At 39.2% G+C, this 20928-nt stretch carries 21 protein-coding genes and 1 pseudogene; 19 read left to right on the forward strand and 3 right to left on the reverse strand.

Translation table 11 applies throughout. The features are described from left to right. The first annotated feature begins 86 nt into the window (after positions 1–86). The 4 genes from FXF70_RS12590 to FXF70_RS12605 all read left to right on the forward strand — a co-directional run bounded on the left by FXF70_RS12590 (position 87) and on the right by FXF70_RS12605 (position 5183). Positions 87–1631, forward strand: a complete 1545-nt coding sequence (locus tag FXF70_RS12590; protein ID WP_125588769.1) for a glycoside hydrolase family 43 protein — start codon at positions 87–89, stop codon at positions 1629–1631. 41 nt (positions 1632–1672) lie between these two features. Next, positions 1673–2938, forward strand: a complete 1266-nt coding sequence (gene xynC / locus FXF70_RS12595) for a glucuronoarabinoxylan endo-1,4-beta-xylanase XynC (protein ID WP_148780350.1) — start codon at positions 1673–1675, stop codon at positions 2936–2938. Positions 2939–3069: 131 nt separating this feature from the next. After that, positions 3070–3777, forward strand: coding sequence for a response regulator transcription factor (locus FXF70_RS12600; RefSeq protein ID WP_148780351.1), 708 nt, complete (start codon positions 3070–3072; stop codon positions 3775–3777). A 2-nt stretch (positions 3778–3779) separates the two neighbouring features. Beyond that, on the forward strand, positions 3780–5183 hold the full coding sequence (locus tag FXF70_RS12605; RefSeq protein ID WP_148780352.1) for a sensor histidine kinase: 1404 nt from the start codon (positions 3780–3782) through the stop codon (positions 5181–5183). Between the two features lie 53 nt (positions 5184–5236). On the opposite strand, the gene FXF70_RS12610 is transcribed toward FXF70_RS12605, so the two are convergent. Further along, a complete protein-coding gene (locus tag FXF70_RS12610) occupies positions 5237–5545 on the reverse strand; it encodes a magnetosome magnetite crystal formation protein family (protein ID WP_007499277.1) in 309 nt (102 codons plus the stop codon). A gap of 371 nt (positions 5546–5916) precedes the next feature. Here FXF70_RS12610 and FXF70_RS12615 point away from each other — a divergent pair, with 371 nt between their 5' ends. The 6 genes from FXF70_RS12615 to FXF70_RS12640 all read left to right on the forward strand — a co-directional run bounded on the left by FXF70_RS12615 (position 5917) and on the right by FXF70_RS12640 (position 12506). Further along, positions 5917–6759 (forward strand): PRD domain-containing protein, encoded by an 843-nt coding sequence (locus FXF70_RS12615; RefSeq protein WP_008343748.1) that lies wholly within the window; start codon positions 5917–5919, stop codon positions 6757–6759. Between the two features lie 118 nt (positions 6760–6877). Next, entirely contained in the window at positions 6878–8770 is a 1893-nt protein-coding gene (locus FXF70_RS12620) for a beta-glucoside-specific PTS transporter subunit IIABC (RefSeq protein ID WP_148780353.1), read from the forward strand. 22 nt (positions 8771–8792) lie between these two features. Beyond that, the gene (locus FXF70_RS12625) at positions 8793–10268 is read left to right on the forward strand and encodes a glycoside hydrolase family 1 protein (RefSeq protein WP_148780354.1); all 1476 of its coding nucleotides are present in this window, start codon (positions 8793–8795) and stop codon (positions 10266–10268) included. A 235-nt stretch (positions 10269–10503) separates the two neighbouring features. After that, complete coding sequence (locus tag FXF70_RS12630; RefSeq protein ID WP_017367349.1) at positions 10504–10905, forward strand: MerR family transcriptional regulator; 402 nt, start codon at positions 10504–10506, stop codon at positions 10903–10905. A 26-nt stretch (positions 10906–10931) separates the two neighbouring features. Continuing rightward, on the forward strand, positions 10932–11858 hold the full coding sequence (locus FXF70_RS12635) for an alpha/beta hydrolase fold domain-containing protein (RefSeq protein ID WP_148780355.1): 927 nt from the start codon (positions 10932–10934) through the stop codon (positions 11856–11858). A 225-nt stretch (positions 11859–12083) separates the two neighbouring features. Further along, positions 12084–12506 (forward strand): cytidine deaminase, encoded by a 423-nt coding sequence (locus FXF70_RS12640; RefSeq protein ID WP_148780356.1) that lies wholly within the window; start codon positions 12084–12086, stop codon positions 12504–12506. Between the two features lie 338 nt (positions 12507–12844). Here FXF70_RS12640 and FXF70_RS12650 read toward each other — a convergent pair whose 3' ends face one another. Further along, the gene (locus tag FXF70_RS12650; RefSeq protein ID WP_058213719.1) at positions 12845–13033 is read right to left on the reverse strand and encodes a hypothetical protein; all 189 of its coding nucleotides are present in this window, start codon (positions 13031–13033) and stop codon (positions 12845–12847) included. A gap of 206 nt (positions 13034–13239) precedes the next feature. Between FXF70_RS12650 and FXF70_RS12655 the strand changes: the two genes are divergently transcribed. The 9 genes from FXF70_RS12655 (at position 13240) to arsC (ending at position 20518) form a co-directional block, all read left to right on the forward strand. Then, positions 13240–14409 (forward strand): FAD-dependent oxidoreductase, encoded by a 1170-nt coding sequence (locus FXF70_RS12655; protein ID WP_148780495.1) that lies wholly within the window; start codon positions 13240–13242, stop codon positions 14407–14409. A gap of 63 nt (positions 14410–14472) precedes the next feature. Beyond that, positions 14473–15132 carry a TetR/AcrR family transcriptional regulator gene (locus tag FXF70_RS12660; protein WP_108611259.1) on the forward strand — a complete coding sequence of 220 codons (660 nt, stop codon included), beginning with the start codon at positions 14473–14475 and terminating at the stop codon, positions 15130–15132. A 162-nt stretch (positions 15133–15294) separates the two neighbouring features. Further along, complete coding sequence (locus tag FXF70_RS12665) at positions 15295–15945, forward strand: helix-turn-helix transcriptional regulator (RefSeq protein ID WP_017359563.1); 651 nt, start codon at positions 15295–15297, stop codon at positions 15943–15945. An 11-nt stretch (positions 15946–15956) separates the two neighbouring features. Next, positions 15957–16331 carry a RidA family protein gene (locus FXF70_RS12670; protein WP_148780357.1) on the forward strand — a complete coding sequence of 125 codons (375 nt, stop codon included), beginning with the start codon at positions 15957–15959 and terminating at the stop codon, positions 16329–16331. Positions 16332–16403: 72 nt separating this feature from the next. Beyond that, entirely contained in the window at positions 16404–17507 is a 1104-nt protein-coding gene (locus FXF70_RS12675; protein ID WP_148780358.1) for a threonine synthase, read from the forward strand. Positions 17508–17717: 210 nt separating this feature from the next. Continuing rightward, on the forward strand, positions 17718–17903 hold the full coding sequence (locus tag FXF70_RS12680) for a hypothetical protein (protein ID WP_148780359.1): 186 nt from the start codon (positions 17718–17720) through the stop codon (positions 17901–17903). Positions 17904–18425: 522 nt separating this feature from the next. Continuing rightward, positions 18426–18773, forward strand: coding sequence for a metal-responsive transcriptional regulator AseR (locus FXF70_RS12685; protein ID WP_017367335.1), 348 nt, complete (start codon positions 18426–18428; stop codon positions 18771–18773). A 6-nt stretch (positions 18774–18779) separates the two neighbouring features. Beyond that, positions 18780–20084: an arsenic transporter gene (locus tag FXF70_RS12690; protein WP_395947868.1), complete on the forward strand. Its 1305-nt coding sequence runs from the start codon at positions 18780–18782 to the stop codon at positions 20082–20084. Between the two features lie 14 nt (positions 20085–20098). Next, positions 20099–20518 (forward strand): arsenate reductase (thioredoxin), encoded by a 420-nt coding sequence (arsC, locus tag FXF70_RS12695; RefSeq protein ID WP_017367333.1) that lies wholly within the window; start codon positions 20099–20101, stop codon positions 20516–20518. A 265-nt stretch (positions 20519–20783) separates the two neighbouring features. Here arsC and FXF70_RS19465 read toward each other — a convergent pair. Then, positions 20784–20872: pseudogene (locus FXF70_RS19465) on the reverse strand (acetyltransferase); the annotation flags it as partial. Positions 20873–20928: the final 56 nt, after the last annotated feature.

Consider the following 20928-nt stretch of genomic DNA (forward strand, 5'->3'; position numbering starts at 1 on the left):
CATTCTTCATCACGAAACATCAACATAATTTGAAATTGGGCCTAAACCCCAATATCAGGAAGATGAAAACAGGAGGAAATGACACGATGAGGACGAGGATGAAGTGCAGCGTTTGTTTATTGATTTTCACTTTGGTACTGAGTTGTTTGCCGGTATATGAAGCGAATGCGGCAAGCACTCCTATTGCCAAGCAAGTAGGAAATGCAAACCCGCTCATTGACCATCACTTAGGAGCAGATCCGTTTGCGCTTACCTATAACGGAAGAGTGTACCTTTATATGTCGAGTGATGACTATGAATATCAAAGCAACGGAACGATTAAGGACAATTCATTTGCAAATCTGAATAGAGTATTCGTCATCTCTTCGGCGGATATGGTCAACTGGACCGATCACGGAGCGATTCCAGTAGCGGGGGCAAATGGGGCAAACGGCGGCAGAGGCATTGCCAAATGGGCAGGCGCATCATGGGCCCCATCAGCGGCGGTAAAGAAGATCAATGGAAAAGATAAATTTTTCCTTTATTTCGCTAACAGCGGCGGAGGAATAGGTGTCCTTACAGCAGACAGCCCGATTGGCCCATGGACTGATCCAATTGGAAAAGCGCTCGTTACGCCAAGTACACCTGGCATGTCCGGAGTTGTATGGCTTTTTGATCCGGCCGTATTTGTAGATGATGACGGTACTGGTTATCTATATGCAGGCGGAGGCGTTCCAGGCGGTTCCAATCCAACGCAGGGACAATGGGCAAATCCTAAAACAGCAAGAGTCCTGAAGCTAGGTGCTGATATGACAAGTGTGGCCAGTAGCGCATCCACCATTGATGCTCCTTTTATGTTTGAAGACTCAGGGATGCATAAGTATAACGGAACCTATTACTATTCCTATTGCATCAATTTTGGCGGCTCCCATCCTGCTGATAAACCACCTGGTGAAATCGGCTATATGACGAGCTCAAGTCCGATGGGACCCTTCACATATAAAGGACACTTTCTAAAAAATCCGGGTGCTTTTTTTGGTGGCGGCGGTAACAATCATCATGCGGTGTTCAATTTTAAAAATGAGTGGTATGTGGTGTATCATACGCAAACCGTTAGCTCTGCATTATACGGAAGCGGCAAAGGCTATCGCTCTCCACATATTAACAAGCTTGTGCATAATGCAGATGGCTCCCTTCGAGAAGTAGCAGCCAATTATGAAGGGGTGAAACAGCTATCTAATCTGAATCCATATCAACGTGTTGAAGCTGAAACATTCGCTTGGAATGGACGCATTTTGACAGAAGCCTCGTCAGCACCAGGAGGACCAGTGAATAACCAGCATGTCACCAATATTCAAAATGGCGATTGGGTGGCTTTAGGGAATGTAGACTTTGGTTCAAATGGCGCTAGAACATTTAAAGCCAATGTCGCATCGACAGTAGGCGGGAAAATAGAAGTAAGACTTGGAAGCGCGAACGGCAGACTGGTCGGTACACTGAATGTACCTTCCACCGGTGGAACACAAAACTGGCGGGAAATAGAAACAGCGATTAACGGCGCATCCGGTGTGCACAACGTATTTTTTGTCTTTACCGGAACAGGCGGGGGAAATCTATTCCAATTTGATTCTTGGCAGTTTACTCAAAGGTAACGAATAAAGGTGCTTAAATGTTTGATAGAGGAGTGTGGAATTTGATGTCATGTATAAAAAAACCAATGCTTGCTTTATTGGTGTGTTTCACCATGCTATCTGTCATGTTCATAGGACCCGGAGTAGCTGAAGTATCAGCAGCTGACGCAAACATTAACCTCAACGCAGAAAGACAAGTGATTCGTGGTTTTGGCGGAATGAACCATCCAGCTTGGATTGGTGATTTGACAGCGCCACAAAGGGAGACTGCCTTTGGCAATGGACAAAATCAGTTAGGGTTTTCCATTCTTAGAATTTATGTAGACGAAAACAGAAACAATTGGAGCAGAGAAGTCGCGACGGCCAAACGAGCGATCGAGCATGGTGCTCTAGTCATTGCTTCCCCTTGGAATCCCCCAAGTAGTATGGTTGAAACATTTAACCGGAATGGATCACCTGCCAAGCGGCTTAAATACAATCAATACGCAGCATATGCTCAGCATCTGAATGATTTTGTCACTTACATGAAAAACAACGGAGTCAATCTTTATGCGATTTCTGTTCAAAACGAGCCCGATTATGCACACGAATGGACATGGTGGACACCTCAGGAAATCCTGCGATTCATGAGAGAAAATGCCGGTTCTATTAATGCACGTGTGATTGCACCAGAATCCTTTCAATACCTTAAGAATATCTCAGATCCTATCTTAAACGATCCGCAGGCGCTAAGGAATATGGACATTCTCGGCGCTCATCTATACGGGACCCAAATTAGCCAGCTTCCTTATCCTCTTTTCAAACAAAAAGGGGCAGCAAAAGAGCTATGGATGACAGAAGTCTACTACCCGAATAGCGATAACAATTCAGCGGACCGCTGGCCTGAGGCATTAGGGGTATCAGAGCATATTCACCATTCAATGGTGGAAGGGGACTTTCAGGCGTATGTGTGGTGGTACATTAGGAGATCATACGGTCCTATGAAGGAAGATGGAATGATTAGCAAGCGTGGATACAACATGGCGCATTTCTCCAAGTTTGTGCGACCAGGTTTCGTCAGAATTGATGCAACGAAAAGCCCTGAACCGAATGTTTTCGTCTCAGCCTACAAAGGAAACAATCAGGTCGTCATTGTGGCGATTAATAAAAACAATGCAGGGGTCAATCAACACTTCGTCGTGCAAAATGGCTCTGTTTCTCAGGCGTCTAGATGGGTGACGAGCGGCAGCAGCAACCTTCAACCTGGAACTGACTTAAACATATCAGGAAATCAATTTTGGGCTCATCTCCCTGCTCAAAGTGTGACAACATTTGTGGTCAAACGCTAGAGAAACACGAAAAGCCAATTTTCTCATTAAAAAAGAAAATTGGCTTTTTTCTGTGTAAATAGAAAGTTGATTTTTCACGACGTCAACACTTTGGGTATAATAATAACAATGACTTCAGGAGAGTGATCATTATGCCAAAGGTTCAAAGCAAAGTATTGATTATAGATGACGAAAAAGAAATTTTAGAGTTAATCCATACCGTATTAACAAGAGAAGGCATTGACCAGGTGTTAACAGCTTCAACTGCCCGTGATGGGCTCACGCAATTTCATCAAGAACAACCAGATCTCGTCATACTGGATATTATGTTGCCAGACGGAGAAGGCTACGATATTTGCAAACAAATCAGAGATGTCTCGCATGTTCCGATTATCTTTTTATCAGCAAAGGGAGAGGAATCAGACAAAATTGTAGGCCTTGCCATTGGCGGCGATGATTACATTACAAAACCGTTCAGTCCAAAAGAAGTCGCCTACCGGGTAAAAGCCCAGCTAAGACGGTCATCATACGTACAGCTTTCTCAAGCGGAGCCCGTGATCAAAAAAGGCCCATTTGAGTTAAACGAGCAGCAAGCCGAACTGACGAAAAACGGAGCGGCGATTGAGCTCACTCCGAAAGAACTTATGTTGATGACTTATTTCTTGCAGCATCCGAATCGCGTCATCAGTAAAGAAACGCTTTATCAAACGGTTTGGGGAGAGGATTTCTTCGGTTCTGATAATACGGTAATGGTTCATATACGAAGACTGCGGGAAAAAATAGAACATTCCCCATCTACACCAGAATTTCTCGTGACGGTCAAAGGGCTTGGCTATAAATTTGTCGTAAAGGATGCGTAAAGATGAAATGGCGATTAACAGGCAGATACATGGTCTCTGTCATTATCGTGACCATTATCACGGTCTTTATTAACTTATTTGGATTCATGATATGGCTTGTACTACAAGCCAGCAGTCAGCAAAACGAAGAAAATACGCCGGAAACCTTCACAAGAACATTTGAACAATACATCACCTTGTCTGATCAAAATATCACTGTGAGTAAAGAAGGACAGCAAGCCTTAAAACAACAAAATGCGTGGATTCAAATATTAGACGAAAATGGACAAGACGTCTATCATGCACTAGCACCTAAAGGCATAAAGAGCAAATACACACCTATAGAAATTGTAAACTTACATAAATATAAAGATAAGCAATTGATGTCGACGATCTATGCTGGAGGGAAAAATGGAAAGGGTAAGGAATACAGCTACTTCATCGGATTTAAGGACCCTTCCATCGGAAAATATTTATTTTCTTTTGATACGAAAGAATTAATAGCGCAATTCAATATCGGGACGATGATTTTATTATCGATTGATGCCATCATTGCCTTATTCATTGGATACTTATTCAGCCGGCAACTCATCAAACCGCTTGGCCGTGCCATTTATGGCATCCAGAGGCTCGCAAACGGAGATTATACGACGAAGCTGCCAACGAAGGGGATATATAAAGATGTGTTCTATAATGTCAATCACTTATCAGAGCAGCTCGCTTCAAGCCAAAAAGAAAAAGACAAATTAGAGCAAATGCGGGAAGAGTGGATCAGTCATATTTCTCATGATATTAAAACACCATTATCCTCTATTCAAGGCTATGCAGAAATCATGAAAGATCCAAATTATCCTATTTCAAATCAAGACATTAGACATTATGCCAGCATCATAGAGAATAAATCATTGTACATCAAAGATGTGATGGAGGATCTCAATTTAACAACAAGGCTGAAAAATAACGACGTGATGCTGCATAAAGAACTGGTGAACATTGTGCCATTGCTGCGTGAAACGTTAATTGATATCCTCAACGATTCAAGATATGCAGATCAGATCATTGAGCTGCAAACGCATGTAGACAAGCTTATGCTGAATATTGATACGATCCTCATAAGAAGAGCGGTCACCAATCTCATTTTAAATGCCCTTGTTCACAATGATGCTGATGTGAAAATCATTGTACAGCTTGAACAAAAAGAACATACCCACATCACCATTCAAGACAACGGCAAAGGAATTGAAGAGGCAGAGCTAGAAAAAGTGTTTGACCGCTACTATAGAGGGACGAATACAGGAGGGACACATGCAGGCTCAGGTCTTGGAATGGCGATTGCAAAAGATATCATCCAAAAACACGGGGGAGATATTACAATACAAAGTATAATAGGAGAAGGAACAACGATTGATATCCAATTACCCGCTTAAACGGACATACAAAAAACGGTTCTGATCAATCACAGAACCGTTTTTTCTAACTCTTATTCTGAAAACACTTTAATGCCTTTCACAATGTTCCAAATGAAGAAGTAGATCGCCACAAGGAATGTCACAGCATACGTTGCAATTAAGAACGGACCAGCATGACTGATATCGTTCATGCCAAGTAAACCTGAACCGGCAATACCAAGACCGAAAATCAAATAAGGAATAATATGTGTCCATAGTGATTTTTTCGCATGGTATTTCACTTCGTCTTTTCCTAAGAAATAAACGATAATCGGAAATAGAAATGGTGCAAAAAAGATACTGAAGTAACATAATGAAGACAAAATTTTATTTTCTCTCAAAGCTTTTCACCTCTATGATTGATTTAGAAGAGGGGACCATTTGACTCATCCCTCAATTCCTTACAAACCCATTGTACAACCTCAACCTTAACTCATATTAATCCGAACCTTACAGCAACCTTAAATATGTTAAACTGTAAAAAGACAAGGAAAGATAAAATGATTCTGGGTATTTCAATCTATTTTTTCGAAAAAACAGTTGACTTTGGTCATCCCTCTATTTAAAATAAAGTCGTAACCGATGCAGGAGTGTTACTGATATGATCAGGCACCACCAAGTCAGGTAAACAAATTGTACATTTGTACGTTGTTTGCTGAGATTTTGGTGTTTTTTTATGCTTTTTTAGCATTTTAGGTAAGGTGGGATGAGGATGTTCACCGTCGTTAAAGTTTTAAATAATAATATCGTATTAGCTCTAACAGAGGCTCAAAATGAAGTCGTTGTGTTTGGAACAGGAATAGGTTTTAAAAAGAAGAAAGGTGATACACTTGATGAGAGCGCTGTCAGTAAGACATTTTATTCTGATCAGACGTCTCCATTAGAATCTCAACTTGCCGCTATCCCAACTGATATCCTTTTATTAACTGAAAAAATCATTCGCGTAGGCGAAGAGATGTTGAATAAGAAGTTAGGTTCCAGCGCGCTCTTTTCGCTATCCGATCATCTCACCTTCGCTATTCAAAGGCACGAAGAAAAAATGGCGTATGAAAACCCCATTGTGTGGGAAATTCCACATCTCTATTTTCAAGAATATCAAGTCGGGAAAAAAGCACTGACAATTATTCAAAAAATGATGGGCATTTCTTTTGAAGATACTGAAGCTTCACTCATTGCCCTGCATTTTGTAAACGCTCAAATAGATGGTCAGTCTATGGGAGACACCATTAAGATGACTCACCTGACGAAAGAAATCGTCAAAATCATTCAAAATATTTTCGAGATGATATTGGATAAATCATCCATTAATTATTCTAGGTTTATTACCCACTTGAGATATTTTATTGTCAGGCAGGAAACCAATCAACCACCGCAGCAGATGGATGACTCGTTAAAAGAATTAATACAGGATCGTTATATGAAGAGTTATGCCTGCGGATTGATCATCAAAGAAATGTTAAAACGAGAATTCAATTGGAATGTGACAGAAGACGAACTTGTTTTTTTAGTCATCCATATTGAGAGAATCACAAAGGAACACCAAAAAAATAAATGATTTCTTTTAGGCGTGTTATGAAAAAGCATTAACCTAAACAAATCTCCATGAGAAAGAATGATCTTTTCTATGGTGGATTTTGTTTAGGTTTTTTTTGTGAAAATGAAGGGGTGAAAGCATGGAAAACAAAGAATTGGCCGGAAAAATTGTGAAATTAATTGGTGGAACCGAAAATATATCTCAAAGTTGGCATTGTATCACACGGCTAAGATTTAATCTCAACGATGAAAATCAGGTAAAAGTAGATGAGCTGAAAACATTAGATGGTGTTTTAGGTGCTCAATTCCAAAGTGGACAGTTCCAAGTCATTATTGGAGCAAAGGTAGCAGAGGTTTATGAGGAAATCGATCATCTGGCCGGTCATAGTAGCAATGATTCTGCTCCTGTTAAAAACACGTCAAAGATGAACCCAATTGAAGTCGTATTCGATGTGATCAGCGGGATTTTCACACCTATTTTGCCAGCGATTGTTGGTAGTGGATTGATCAAAGGAATCATGGCACTGTTCGTTAGCTTAGGCTGGCTGACGGAGACAAGTTCTACCTATCAAGTACTTCAAATTTTTTCAAATGCTGTCTTTTACTTTTTACCTTTCCTCATTGCTTATTCGGCAGCGAAGAAATTTAAAACGCGAGAATCTCTTGCGCTCGCATTAGCAGGGATTTTACTATATCCAACGATGATAGAAGGTGCAGCAAAAGGAGCAGATCCGTTAAATTTTTTAGGGTTAAGTATTCCACTAAATAATTACACATCTTCTGTATTACCAATTATTTTAGGTGTGCTATTACTAAGTTTTGTCGATAAGTGGATAACAAAAGCGATCCCAAAATCCTTAAGTATCGTATTTACACCGGTACTGAGCCTGATGATCACGGCTCCTCTTACACTGGCTTTTATCGCTCCTATTGGGAACGTTTCTGGGCAATATTTAGAAATCTTTTTCACTTCTTTGTTCAATTTCGCTGGTCCGATTGCCGGTTTATTAATGGGGGGCCTTATGCCACTCATTGTGTTAACTGGAATGCATTACGCATTCTTCCCAAGCACGTTAGCCAGCTTTGAAAAAGTGGGTTACGATATCATGCTGCTTCCAATGAATTTCATTGCGAATATGGCACAAGCAGGCGCTGTGTTAGGTGTCATCATCCGCACCAAGCGGGTAGAAACAAGGTCTTTAGCGCTTTCGACATTGCTTCCTAGTTTCTTCGGGATCACAGAACCAGCCATTTATGGAGTCACACTTAGACTAAAAAAACCTTTTTATGCTTCATTAATTGGCGGCGCAGTCGGTGGATGTTTTTACGGTTTATTTTCAGTTAAAACGACAGCCTTTTCGATCCCAGGCATTACTTCACTGCCAACTTACATTATGAAAGGGACAAATAATTTTCAGCTGGCTCTGATTGGAATCGCCCTTAGCTTCATCGTGTCACTTCTCATCACCATTCTCCTTGGATTTCAGGAGTCTGTCACGGCTTTTAACGAGCAAGCTGCAGAAAAGCCAAATCACACTGAGAGTACAGAGAATCAACAAATGTCTAAGCAAACAAACCCTTATGAAGTTCAAGCACCTATGAGTGGAAAGGTCATTCCTTTATCTGAAGTGAATGATTCCGTGTTCTCAAGTGAAATGATGGGGAAGGGAGTCGCAATTTTGCCTGATAAGGAGGTGGTACAAGCACCGTTCTCAGGAAAAGTAGTGACTGTTACACCTACTAAACATGCCATCGGACTCGTTTCAGATGATGGGATTGAATTATTGATCCACGTGGGGATTGATACCGTCAGCCTAAATGGCCAATTCTTTGATGTACTGGTAAAAGAGGGCGATAAGATAAAGACGGGGGATCATTTATTATCGTTTGATATAGAAGGCATTCAATCAAACCATTTAGATGTAGTGACACCTATTATCGTCACAAATTCAACGCAATACCTTGATGTGATTCATACAGGTGACACTCATGTCACCGCAGGTCAAAATAAGCTCTTAATGCTTATTCACTAATATAAAGAGATAAAGAGAAGGGATGATTGAAATGAAAGAATTAAAAAAAGGATTTTCAGATAATTTTCTATGGGGTGGCGCAACTGCTGCCAATCAAATAGAGGGCGCATACTTAGAAGGTGGCAAGGGCCTGTCGACATCAGACTTTGCTGCATATAAAGATCCTTATGAAAAAGGAAAAGTGAACAACTTTACTTTCGATGTGAGTTCAGCTGAATTAACAAGATACAAGGAACAACCCGATGAATTTGATTTCCCGAAAAGACGCGGAATCGATTTTTACCATCGATATGAAGAGGATATTGCACTATTTGCAGAGATGGGCTTTAAAGTGTTTCGCTTGTCTATTTCATGGGCAAGAATCTTTCCAACTGGTTTAGAAGACAAGCCGAACGAAGAAGGATTGGCTTTTTACGATAACGTATTTGATGAGTGTGCGAAATATGGAATTGAACCGCTAGTCACGATGTCTCACTATGAAATGCCGATTACTTTAACAGAGAAATATAATGGCTGGATGAGTAGAGAGCTTGTCCCGTTGTTTGAAAAATATGCTCGCGCCATTTTAGAAAGATATAAAAATAAAGTGAAGTATTGGATTACATTCAATGAAATGAATATGAACCTCAACAGCCTTTACACCGGTGCTGGAATTTTAGAGGACCTAGTAGACCATAAATTACAGGCTGCGTATCAAGCATCACATCACCAATTTATCGCCAGCGCTCTCACAGTGAAGGCTGCAAAAGAAATCATTCCACATGCACAAATTGGCTGTATGATTAACCAAATTGAAGCCTATGCAAAAACAACGAAACCAGAGGACCAGCTGCAAGCGGTAAAATCGAACCAATTGAATATGTTCTATCCGGATGTTCAAGCTAGAGGTGAATATCCAACATACATGGTGAAATATTTTGCTGACAACGACATCAAACTTGATATCGAAGAGCAGGATGAGCAAATTTTGAAAGAGGGCATCGTTGATTTTGTGGCGATCAGCTACTATATGTCCCACGTAGCAGAAGCCCGAGAAGATGCAGCCGAGCTAGCGGGTACATTTGATAGTCCGATCAAAAATGAGCATTTGGAGTTATCACAATGGGATTGGCCAATTGATCCAATGGGTCTGCGCATTTCATTAATTAAACTGTATGACAGATACCAAAAACCTTTATTTGTTTGTGAAAACGGACTTGGCGCAAGAGATACACTGACACCAGACAGAGAAATTCACGACGATTATCGAATTGATTATTTAAAACAACATATTGAACAGATGAAAGAAGCAGTCAAAGAAGGTGTCGACTTAATGGGGTATACACCATGGGGTTGTATTGACTTAATTAGCTGCGGAACATCTCAAATGAGTAAACGCTATGGTTTGATCTATGTAGATCAAGACGACAGAGGGAATGGGACATTAAATCGTTACAAAAAAGATTCCTTCTACTGGTACAAAAAAGTGATTGCAACAAATGGGGAAGATTTATCATAATCCAGATAGAATGATGATGACACCATTGCATCCGCCTTAATTGGCCGGGTACGATGGTGTTTTTTTGTTTACCGAAAAGTAACCTCAATTATGTCATAGCAAGCACTAGAGATCACTTTGCTACAATCATTTGATAACAAAAGTTGGCCGAAAAATGTTTCACCTTGACCTTGAAGTATAGTTCAACCTTTATAATGTACATATAGTAAAACAAAATAATAAAAAAGGAGTAACGATGGAGTTGATGACTAGAGGAGAACTTGCCAAAAAAACAGGAGTAAGTCCTGCCGCAATTCGTTACTATGAAGAGCACAACATATTACCTGCTCCAAGACGACGTTCAAACGGTTACAGATTCTATACAGACGACTATGTTGTGAAAATTCAATTGATCAAAGATGCGAAAACGCTCGGTTATTCATTAAAGGAAATAGCTGAAATTATGGACATGCTAAGTCAAGACATAGACCTTGATACCCTAAGACAAATTGTCCATCTTAAACATGAAGAAATTGAAAAGAAAATTAAAAGCCTTCGTCTCATTCAAGACCTTTTATCTAACTTATTAAAAACCCCTGAAAAAAAAGTACAAGTCTACCTGGAATCATTTCGTGTTCCGAAGCAGGATGATCAATAAACCTATTGAGTGAAGGAGAGAAAAAAATGAGTGTAGAAATGTATCATGGTGAACGTTCTAAAGAAAGTATTCAATTTGAAACATTATTCGCTTCGCAAAGTAATAAAGAGAGTTTTTCTAGTATCGAACAGACAAAAAAATTTCTTGAGCAAAAAGGAATTGAAAATACGCAGCCTTATGCCATTGGGGAGGATGTGAAGTTAATCAGTGAGGTACAAGAGCAGACTTTCGAAGGCATGCAAGTTTTCACATTGAATGAACAAGCATCACAAAATCAAAAAGTCATTCTCTATCTACATGGTGGTGCGTGGACAAATCAGCCTTTGAATGTCCATTGGTTGTTCATGGATAAAATGGCGCAATCACTAGGTGCGAAAGTAGTCGCTCCTATTTACCCAAAGGTACCTCATTATAGCAACCAGGATACGTATCCGAAAATGCTTAACCTATATAAAGACCTTCTGAAAACTGCTGGAAGTGCCAATCAATTGACGATCATGGGAGATTCAGCTGGCGGAAACATCTCACTTGGTCTTGCGCACCTTTTAAAGAAAGAGGATCTGCCGCAGCCGAAGGATATCGTGTTACTATCTGCGTGTGTGGATATGAGTATGAGCAACCCTCTCATATTTGAATATGCAAAAAAAGATCCGATTCTAGGTCATGAAGGAATGGGAGTCATCACAAAATTGTGGGCAGCTGATCAAAGTCTCACAGACCCATTGATTAGTCCGATTTACGGTGACTTTAAAGGGCTCGGGAAGATCACTCATTTCATTGGAACACATGATATGTTATATCCAGATGCCATAAAGCTCGATGAAAAACTATCAGCACAAGGAATGGACATCAAAACCTTTGTTTATCCTGAAATGCTGCATGTGTTTGTTGTCATGCCAATTCCAGAAGCGGCAGATGCTCTGAAGAAAATCATTCAAGTGATCAATCGATAGGGATTCAGTTCACACCTAGAAAGGGTAAATGTTCTGATGTAAATAAGGGAAAAGGTTGCTTACTTGAAAGCAGCCTTTTTCAATTGAATATGAAATAAATTCAAAATGGCCATTCACTACAGATTAAACGGTCTTTTGGCTGGTTAGTAAAGGAGAGTGAAGTTCAGTTCATCACCTCATGTTTGATATAATACATACGAGCAGTGAGGCGAAAGGGGAAACGCGATGAAAACGTTTGATCTATCACAAGAAGATATCGAATTAATAGACGAAGCAAAAAAGAAGATAATCAGTCTTTATGAAGATGACAAGCATCATGTAGGAGCAGCTATCCAGATGAAAACAGGAGAAATCATATCAGCTGTCCATATAGAAGCCTATATCGGACGGGTAACTGTTTGTGCAGAAGCCATTGCGATTGGCAGCGCTTTATCGAATGGATACAAAGATTTTGATACAATTGTTGCAGTGAGACACCCTTATTCAGATGAAAAAGATAGAAGAATTAGAGTAGTCAGCCCTTGTGGCATCTGCCGAGAGCTCATTTCAGACTTTGGACCAACATGTTTTGTCATCCTTGATATGGATGGGGAGCTGGTCAAGGTGAAAATCGAAGAACTCATTCCGCTCAAATATACTCGAAACTGATGTACCAGACTCAAGTCTTCTCATCGCTATCACCCTATCATTTCTTTAGAAATTTTCACAGTCATGATGTCCATTCAGCAAGTTCATTTTCTCTTAGCGCTTGTCTTTGACTCAAGATTATATCACAAAACAATATGCGTTTAATGGACCTTTTGTGATACGAGGAATCAAAGATTTTCGCATTGATGTCTATTATGCCAAAGCTAGTGATTCGTTTAGAGTGCATATCGTGATATATTTCAGCAGTCTCTTTGTTTTGGATAAATAGATTCCCTGGTAAATCACAAAAACCTAAACACATCTCCATTGTTATAATGGTGGATATTTGTTTAGGTTTTTTAGCGATTGAATTGCTTTCGAAGCACTAGGCATGAGACCGCAAATACTGCGAAAGCGCCCGCTGATCCAGCAGCAAACACCAGCTCAGTTTGCTCTGGTTTGACTTTGAATAACAAAGGGATAGAAAGAATAAGTGCGGCACCACTAAAGCCTAATCCTAATATCAACATAGCCAATAATTTATTCATAGAAACACCTCTTACACTTAGAGTGAGAACAATGTAAACCTTTTAAAACCTTCCTAGATGGAGTGTATCATATGATGGCAGGCGATTGGTTTCTTATCATTAAAACACAATCGTGAAACAAACATTTTTAACGAACGATGTTCGTTAAAATATAAATGAAATGTAATATAAAACGATTTCCACAAAGGGATGAGGAAATGCAGAAGATGACGTCATTATCTAAGAATCAAAAGCAAATCGCTATCATCGGAGGAGGACCTGGGGGACTAACACTTGCCTTAATTTTGCAAAATTACGGTATACAAACAACCATTTATGAACGAGAGATGCATGACAAGAGCCTTGAACGAGGCGGCTCACTGGATATTCACGAAGAAACAGGTCAAAAAGCCTTAAAAGAAGCAGGAGTTTATGAGAAATTTCAAAAGAACGCCCGCTATGAAGGGGAAGATTTCCGATTACTTGATAAATCAGGAAGAATTTATTTAGATGAAGAAACGGAATCAGATCAAACAGGTACTCGCCCGGAAATTGATCGTGGTGTGTTATGTGAACTACTGTTAGTACAAATTAATGCTAAAAATATCAAATATGGTTATAAACTAGAAAGGTGCGTTTCATTAGAAAACGGCATGACGGAGCTTCATTTTGAAAACGGAGTTGTCGAAACAGTTGACCTTTTGATTGGGGCTGATGGTGCTTTTTCTCGTGTGCGTCCTCTGTTAACAGATATTGAGATTGAATACTCTGGGCTCACGATGCTAGAACTGAATGTCTTAAGAGTAGAGGAGAACCACCCTGATTTAGCTGCATTTAATAAACGAGGTAAGATGTTTGCTTTGGCAGACCACAAAGGACTGATTGGGCAGTTAAACGGAGATGGCCGAATCAAAGTGTATGCAAGCCTTATGGTAGAACGCAACTGGATCGAGACTTGTGGTATACCGTTTCATCAAGCGAAAGAAGCAAAAGAACAATTATTAGCGTTATTTAGTGATTGGGATGATCAGCTGAAAAATTATATTCGTTATGCAGAAGATGCCATCATTCCAAGACGGATTTATACGCTTCCTGTCGGTTTCAAATGGAATCGTCATAAAGGAGTAACGCTTATCGGTGATGCAGCTCACGTCATGTCGCCATTCGCAGGCGAGGGTGTGAACATGGCGATGTTTGATGCAAGGGAGCTAGCACTTGCTATTGTCCGGCATCCTCATCATTTTGAAAAGGCGATTGAAGAATACGAAGACATGATGTACGAATATTCATCGAAAAAAGCTAATGAATCGGAGAATAGTTTAAAACTGTGTTTTTCAAAAGACGCTGCGGTCAAGCTTGCAGATATGATGAATTCTTTTCAAAAGGATGATGATTGATGCTCAATTTACTATTTTACTTTGACATGTTATAAAGAGAGTATGAACAATTCAAATCGTCGTATGATCAGTCGCCGGTCTCGGCCGGCTAAAGAACCCTTAAGCCGTGAGCTTATTGTGAAAACGGCCTATGAGCTTCTTAAGGAGCATGGGATAGAGGGCATGAGTATGCGTAAGGTGGCTAAAGCACTCGATACGGGACCTGCATCCTTGTATGTCTACGTGAACAATGTTCAAGAACTCAGTGCTTACGTATTGGATTATGGTCTCGGACAAATGGTTTATCCAGAGTCAGAGGATGGCACATGGAAAGAACAGTTATTCGACATATTGCATACTTATTTCCTCCTGCTATTCGAAAAACCTGGTCTCGCTGAAATTTCTCTTTCCACCATTCCACAAGGAACGAACTTTCTTCAGTTGACCGAACGTATTCTCGCTGCATTGCATGAAGGCGGGATCAAATCTACATCTGCAGCATGGGGAGTAGACCTATTGCTGTTATACGTATCTTCTGTAGCATACGAAAAGGTCTCTTGGAAGAAACAAGGCTCTTCACAGATTTCAGACGCAAAAAAAGCATTTCTTCAAGCAGAAAAAACGCAGTTTCCTTTCATTCATCGTGTAAAAGAAGAAATGTTTGCAGGTGATACCGTATCAATGGAACGGTTCCGATGGGGAATTGACGTCATTTTGTATGGCATCCAGCAGGAAGACAATTAGAAAGGAGCACAAGCAAAAAGCAGTCAATGGCTGCTTTTTTTATATGATGATTTTCATATTTGTGATCTTATGAGCATTACAATATATAAATAAATCTATATATTGTTTTTATATATAAAAAATTATATAATCTAGTGGAATAAAAAAATGAGGTGCTTAGGCATGGAACATATTAAAAAGTTATTAGAGAGTTATATTCCTTTAGCAAAATCTACTGCAAAAATGTTTGGACCAAATTGTGAAGTGGTGATTCATGATTTAACGAATCCTCAAGCATCTGTCATGTTTACAGTAAATAACCATGTGACAGGAAGAGAAATCGGCCAATCATTTGATCATCTAGTCAAGACTGTATTACAATCAGAAGATTTTAAAGAAGATTATTTGGCTGGTTATACATTTGTAACAGAAGATAAGCGTACGATTCGTTCTTCGACTTCATTAATACGTGATTCAAAGCAAAAAGTGATCGGAGCTTTCTGTATCAATTTTGATGTTGAAGCACTGAATCAAATGCAGCAATTTATGGATACTTTTCTTTCTACACAAGTGGAAGCTCAAGAAAAAGAAACAACATCAAATGATGATCTTGAAAATGTGGAAGAAATCGTCGATCAATTGATTCAACAAATCATTCAAAACAGTGTTCATCCAGTTATGAAACGTCATGAAAAAATTGAACTAATCAAATTTATGGATGAAAAGGGCATTTTTTTAATGAAAGGATCTGTTGAGAAGGTCGCATCTATGTTAGGCATTTCCAAAGTAACCGTCTATAGCTATTTGGATGAAATCAAAAATAAATCGAGGTAAGGAGTGTCAAAATGGAAAGCATACTCGAGATAGGAAATCTAAAATCAAACGGACACTATGCATTCGCAACCATTCATCAAAACACGGTCTATGTTTCGGGACAATTTGCTATCAATCCCGAAACGACAGAAAAAGAGTTCGGCCCCATTGAAAAAGAGACATTACAAGCGCTTAAGAATGTAGAGATGATTGTAGAGGCTGCTGGAAGTCAAAAAGAAAAGATTTTGCGCATGACATTATACATTTCAGATATTGAATTATGGGACAAAGTAGATGCGGTTTATACCGAATTTTTTGGTGAACATAAACCAGCTCGTACGATTGTACCAACGAATGAATTACATTTTGGTTTCAAAATTGAAATGGATGCCATTGCATATATTTAGAATATTTTTTTGACCACCCTATATAAAAAATTATATTTTGTATAAAAAAATATTCAAAGGGGCAGATGAAGAATGAATCAATTAAGTTGTAACCATTGCGGGAAAAAATATGAGATGACACCAACTCTATGGAAATGTGATTGTGGTGGAGTATTCAATCTAGTGAAAGATACCCCGAAAATAGACGTCACAGCTTGGGATCACTATCCAAATTCATTATGGCGTTATGTTGAAACCATGCCATTTCCAAAAGGTTCTAAGACGTGGGAAACTGTGACAATGGGCGAGGGCCAATCTCCTTTAATCGTTCTAGATCCCAATGAGCCAAACACTTATGTAAAAGTTGATTATATGATGCCGACACTATCATTTAAAGACCGTGGAGCAGCTGTGTTAATGACAACAGCTAAGGAATTAGGGGTAACAAAAGTCATTGCTGATAGCAGCGGGAATGCAGGAACGGCAATTGCTGCGTATTCGGCGCGTTGTGGTATTGCCTGTGACATCTATCTAAGTGATCAAACATCACCTAAAAAAGTCGCTCAAATAAAAGCCCACGGAGCAACGATTAAAGAAATTCATGGTACACGAGAGGACATTGCAGCTGCGGCCCAAAAGGCAGTAGACGAGGAAAACGTTTTTTATGCAAGCCATGTCTATAACCCTTATTTTTTCGAAGGTACAAAAACATACGCCTATGAAATCTATGAGCAACTAAAAGGAGCACCGGATGCTTTAATCATTCCGGTTGGAAACGGCACTCTGCTACTCGGTGCGTATTATGGCTTTAGAGAGTTATTCGAAAATGGTCTCATTCATAAAATACCGAAAATTATTGCCGTACAAGCAAAGAACTGCGCACCACTTGTGAAAGCTTTTCAACATGCGGAGGAATCAGCAATGCCTGTCACAAATAAAGGGACTGTAGCAGAAGGAATAGCTATTGCTGCCCCGGCGCGCTCCAAACAAATTTTAGAAGCTGTATACAAGACGAATGGTACGTTTATTGATATTGAAGAAGAAGAAATTCTCCATGCACGCTCTAAACTAAGTGAGAAAGGATTTTATGTAGAGGTGACATCTGCCATCAATTTTGCTGGCTACATGAAATATCAAAAGGAATCAGAAGAAACCATTATCATCCCTCTTTGTGGGGCAGGGATTAAATCAAAATAACCTTAGGACTCTGGTAGAATAGAGCGTTGCGTGCTTCGTTGTCCTATAATATGATCAATCAGGAGTAATATTTGCGAATGTTGAAAACATTGACCATCAAAATTTGAAAACGAAGAATGATTCGTGGAAATGGATTTTACTCATTGCGAAGCACATTGGTCTTGCACCAACTTCCATGATTTTAGATGCAGGTTAGCAGCGTGTATTGGGATGAATTTAGATAATATGCAAGGATTTGGCGGAGACATACCATTTGAAGATTATTCAGATGACATCATCCCGTTGTTAGATAAACCATATTTTGACAGTTACTTAATGCCAGAGGTTTGTCAGACCGTTGCAGTAAGATTGCGTCAACTGATCCGCAATTGGCCAGATGATGATATGGATAAATGAACGCTCTCCATCTAGCAGACTAGCAAAGGGAATGGAACTAGCACATCAACAAAATGAGCCTTTGGGATTTATATAAAGTAAAGAGAATCTTTACGGATCAATTGATTCTTTCCCTCAATAAAATAGAGGTCAAGGATAAAGTTTTTCATTTGTGTTCATGACGTAAAGCCATGTCTTAAGTGACATGGCTTTTTGCTTGCAATAAAGTACGAAAGCGATATTAGAACATATTCAAACAGCTCGACATTACACAATAACCAAAGCATAAGCAGAAAATTGGTTTGTAAAAAAAATGTTGGTACTGGTACTTACCCCCCTAATGACTCATGATAGCATCATAAATCTAACAGCATGCTGGCACAAAAATGATAGCTATTATGATCCAAAAATAGAATTTCCTTAAGGTGAAATGAAAGGTGAGCATAACTAAGAATAAATTTTTGTTTGAATTCATATAATCAATTGATTATATAAGTTTTCAGTTATATACTATTGAAGGAGTTGAAAAGAGGGGGAATCATTGTGACTACAGATGTTTCAATTGGTGTGACATATATGTCGAATTGTTTAAAAACACTCAGTGATCAAACAAGACTGATCATGATGAAATTGTTTTTGGAGAAAGAATATTGTGTTTGTGAACTGGTAGATATGTTCGAAATGAGTCAACCAGCGATTAGTCAGCATCTACGAAAATTAAAAAAAGCTGGATTTGTTCATGAGAACAGAAAAGGGCAGTGGCGTTATTATTCAATCAATACACTGTCTCCAGAATTTGAGACGATTCGGATCATCTTAAATCAAATTGATAAAGAAGATGACCTTTTAAAAAGTATACAACATAAAGCAACAAACATTTCTTGTTCGTAAGGAGGGATGGGTTTGAGTTTTGCCGTTTTATCATTAATCATATTTTTGTTCACTTTGGTACTGGTTATTTGGCAGCCAAAAAATTTATCCATAGGGTGGTCCGCTTGTGGAGGAGCTATTTTAGCATTAATCGTAGGTGTTGTGAATGTAGACGATGTGATCACCGTGACAGGCATTGTTTGGAATGCGACTTTAGCTTTTGTCGCCATTATCGTCATTTCACTCATCCTTGATCGAATCGGCTTTTTTGAATGGGCAGCATTGCATATGGCAAAGGCTGCAAAAGGCAGTGGGCTACGTATGTTTGTGTATGTGACCATCCTTGGTGCAATCGTCGCTGCTCTATTTGCAAACGATGGTGCAGCACTTATTTTGACACCCATTGTTTTAGCCATGGTCAGAGCATTACACTTCAATGAAAAAATAGTATTCCCTTTTATTATCGCGAGTGGGTTTATTGCAGATACAACGTCGCTTCCACTTGTCGTAAGTAATTTGGTGAATATTGTAACAGCCGACTATTTCAACATTACATTTATTGAATATGCATCCAGAATGGTTGTTCCAAACCTTTTTTCATTGCTAGCGAGTATCACTGTGCTGTACCTTTTCTTTAGAAAGAGTATACCAAAACGCTATGATATGACTGAGTTAAAGCAACCTAGGGAAGCAATAAAAGATCCAAAGATGTTTAGATTATCTTGGTATATATTAGCTTTTTTGTTGATTGGTTATTTTGCAAGCGAATTTTTATCTATACCTGTATCGGTCATAGCTGGAGTGATTGCCATTTTATTCTTGGTCATTGCACAAAAAAGCCCTGCTGTTCAAACAAAAAGCGTTCTAAAAGAAGCTCCCTGGGCGATCGTTTTCTTTTCCATAGGTATGTACGTTGTTGTCTATGGCATGCGAAATGCAGGGCTTACTGATGCTCTTTCAAGCGTGATTCAAGCTGTAGCAGATCAAGGTTTATTAGCAGGGACTCTTGGTATGGGATTTATAGCAGCGATTCTTTCATCTGTCATGAATAATATGCCAACGGTCATGATCGATGCATTGGCCATATCCGGCACCGATACACAAGGAATGATGAGAGAAGCGTTAATATACGCAAATGTCATTGGTTCTGATTTAGGACCAAAAATTACGCCCATTGGCTCCTTAGCAACACTACTATGGCTCCACGTCCTTTCTCAAAAAGGTGTGAAGATTTCCTGGGGGACATATTTCAAAATAGGGGTCATTTTAACTGTACCAACACTATTCATCACACTTTTAGCGTTGTATTTCTGGCTAATGATTATACATTAAAGGAGACGATCAACATGTCAAAGAAAACAATATACTTTTTATGTACCGGTAATTCTTGCCGCAGTCAAATGGCTGAAGGTTGGGCTAAAAAATATCTTGGAGATGAGTGGAAGATCTATAGTGCTGGTATCGAAGCTCATGGATTAAATCCGAATGCTGTAAAAGCAATGAAAGAAATAGGGATTGATATTTCTCATCAAACGTCTGACCTGATTGATCAGAAAATATTGCATCACGCTGACTTAGTCGTAACACTATGCGGTGACGCAGCTGATAAATGCCCGATGACTCCTCCTCATGTCGAACGTGTCCATTGGGGCTTTGATGATCCAGCAAAAGCAGAAGGAACAGAAGAAGAGAAGTGGTCATTTTTCCAAAGGGTAAGAGATGAAATTGGAGATCGATTGAAACAGTTTGCTGAGACTGGAAAATAGTGCTGCGTTTGAGTCAATTGAATATAAAATCTAATAATAAAGAGGATCAAGTCAAAGGTTCTCTTTTTGCATTAATTAATATCTAGTTTACATAATATATATTCTAGGAAGTTAAATAACAATTGAATTTTCTTTGTCTCATTATTAAGTATACTTATCTTATTGAGATAAAACGAAAAATGAAAATCCAACGGTTGATTTGTTAGATTTTCATTCCTCTAAATGTTTTAAGATTTTTGCAAGATTCCTGCCAACAATCACATTTTGTGACTGATTTGCCGAATTCAATACCTGTTTTTGACGTTCTTCTGGATTTAACGGATGTCCAGCTGTATATATATGTACATTTGTCGCGCTTTTGCTCGATCTGCCATCAATGTGTGGTCATTTGGGTGATAGTATTGATCATC

The sequence above is a fragment of the Bacillus sp. Y3 genome (genome assembly GCF_008123875.1).
Taxonomy (GTDB): domain Bacteria; phylum Bacillota; class Bacilli; order Bacillales; family Bacillaceae; genus Bacillus; species Bacillus altitudinis.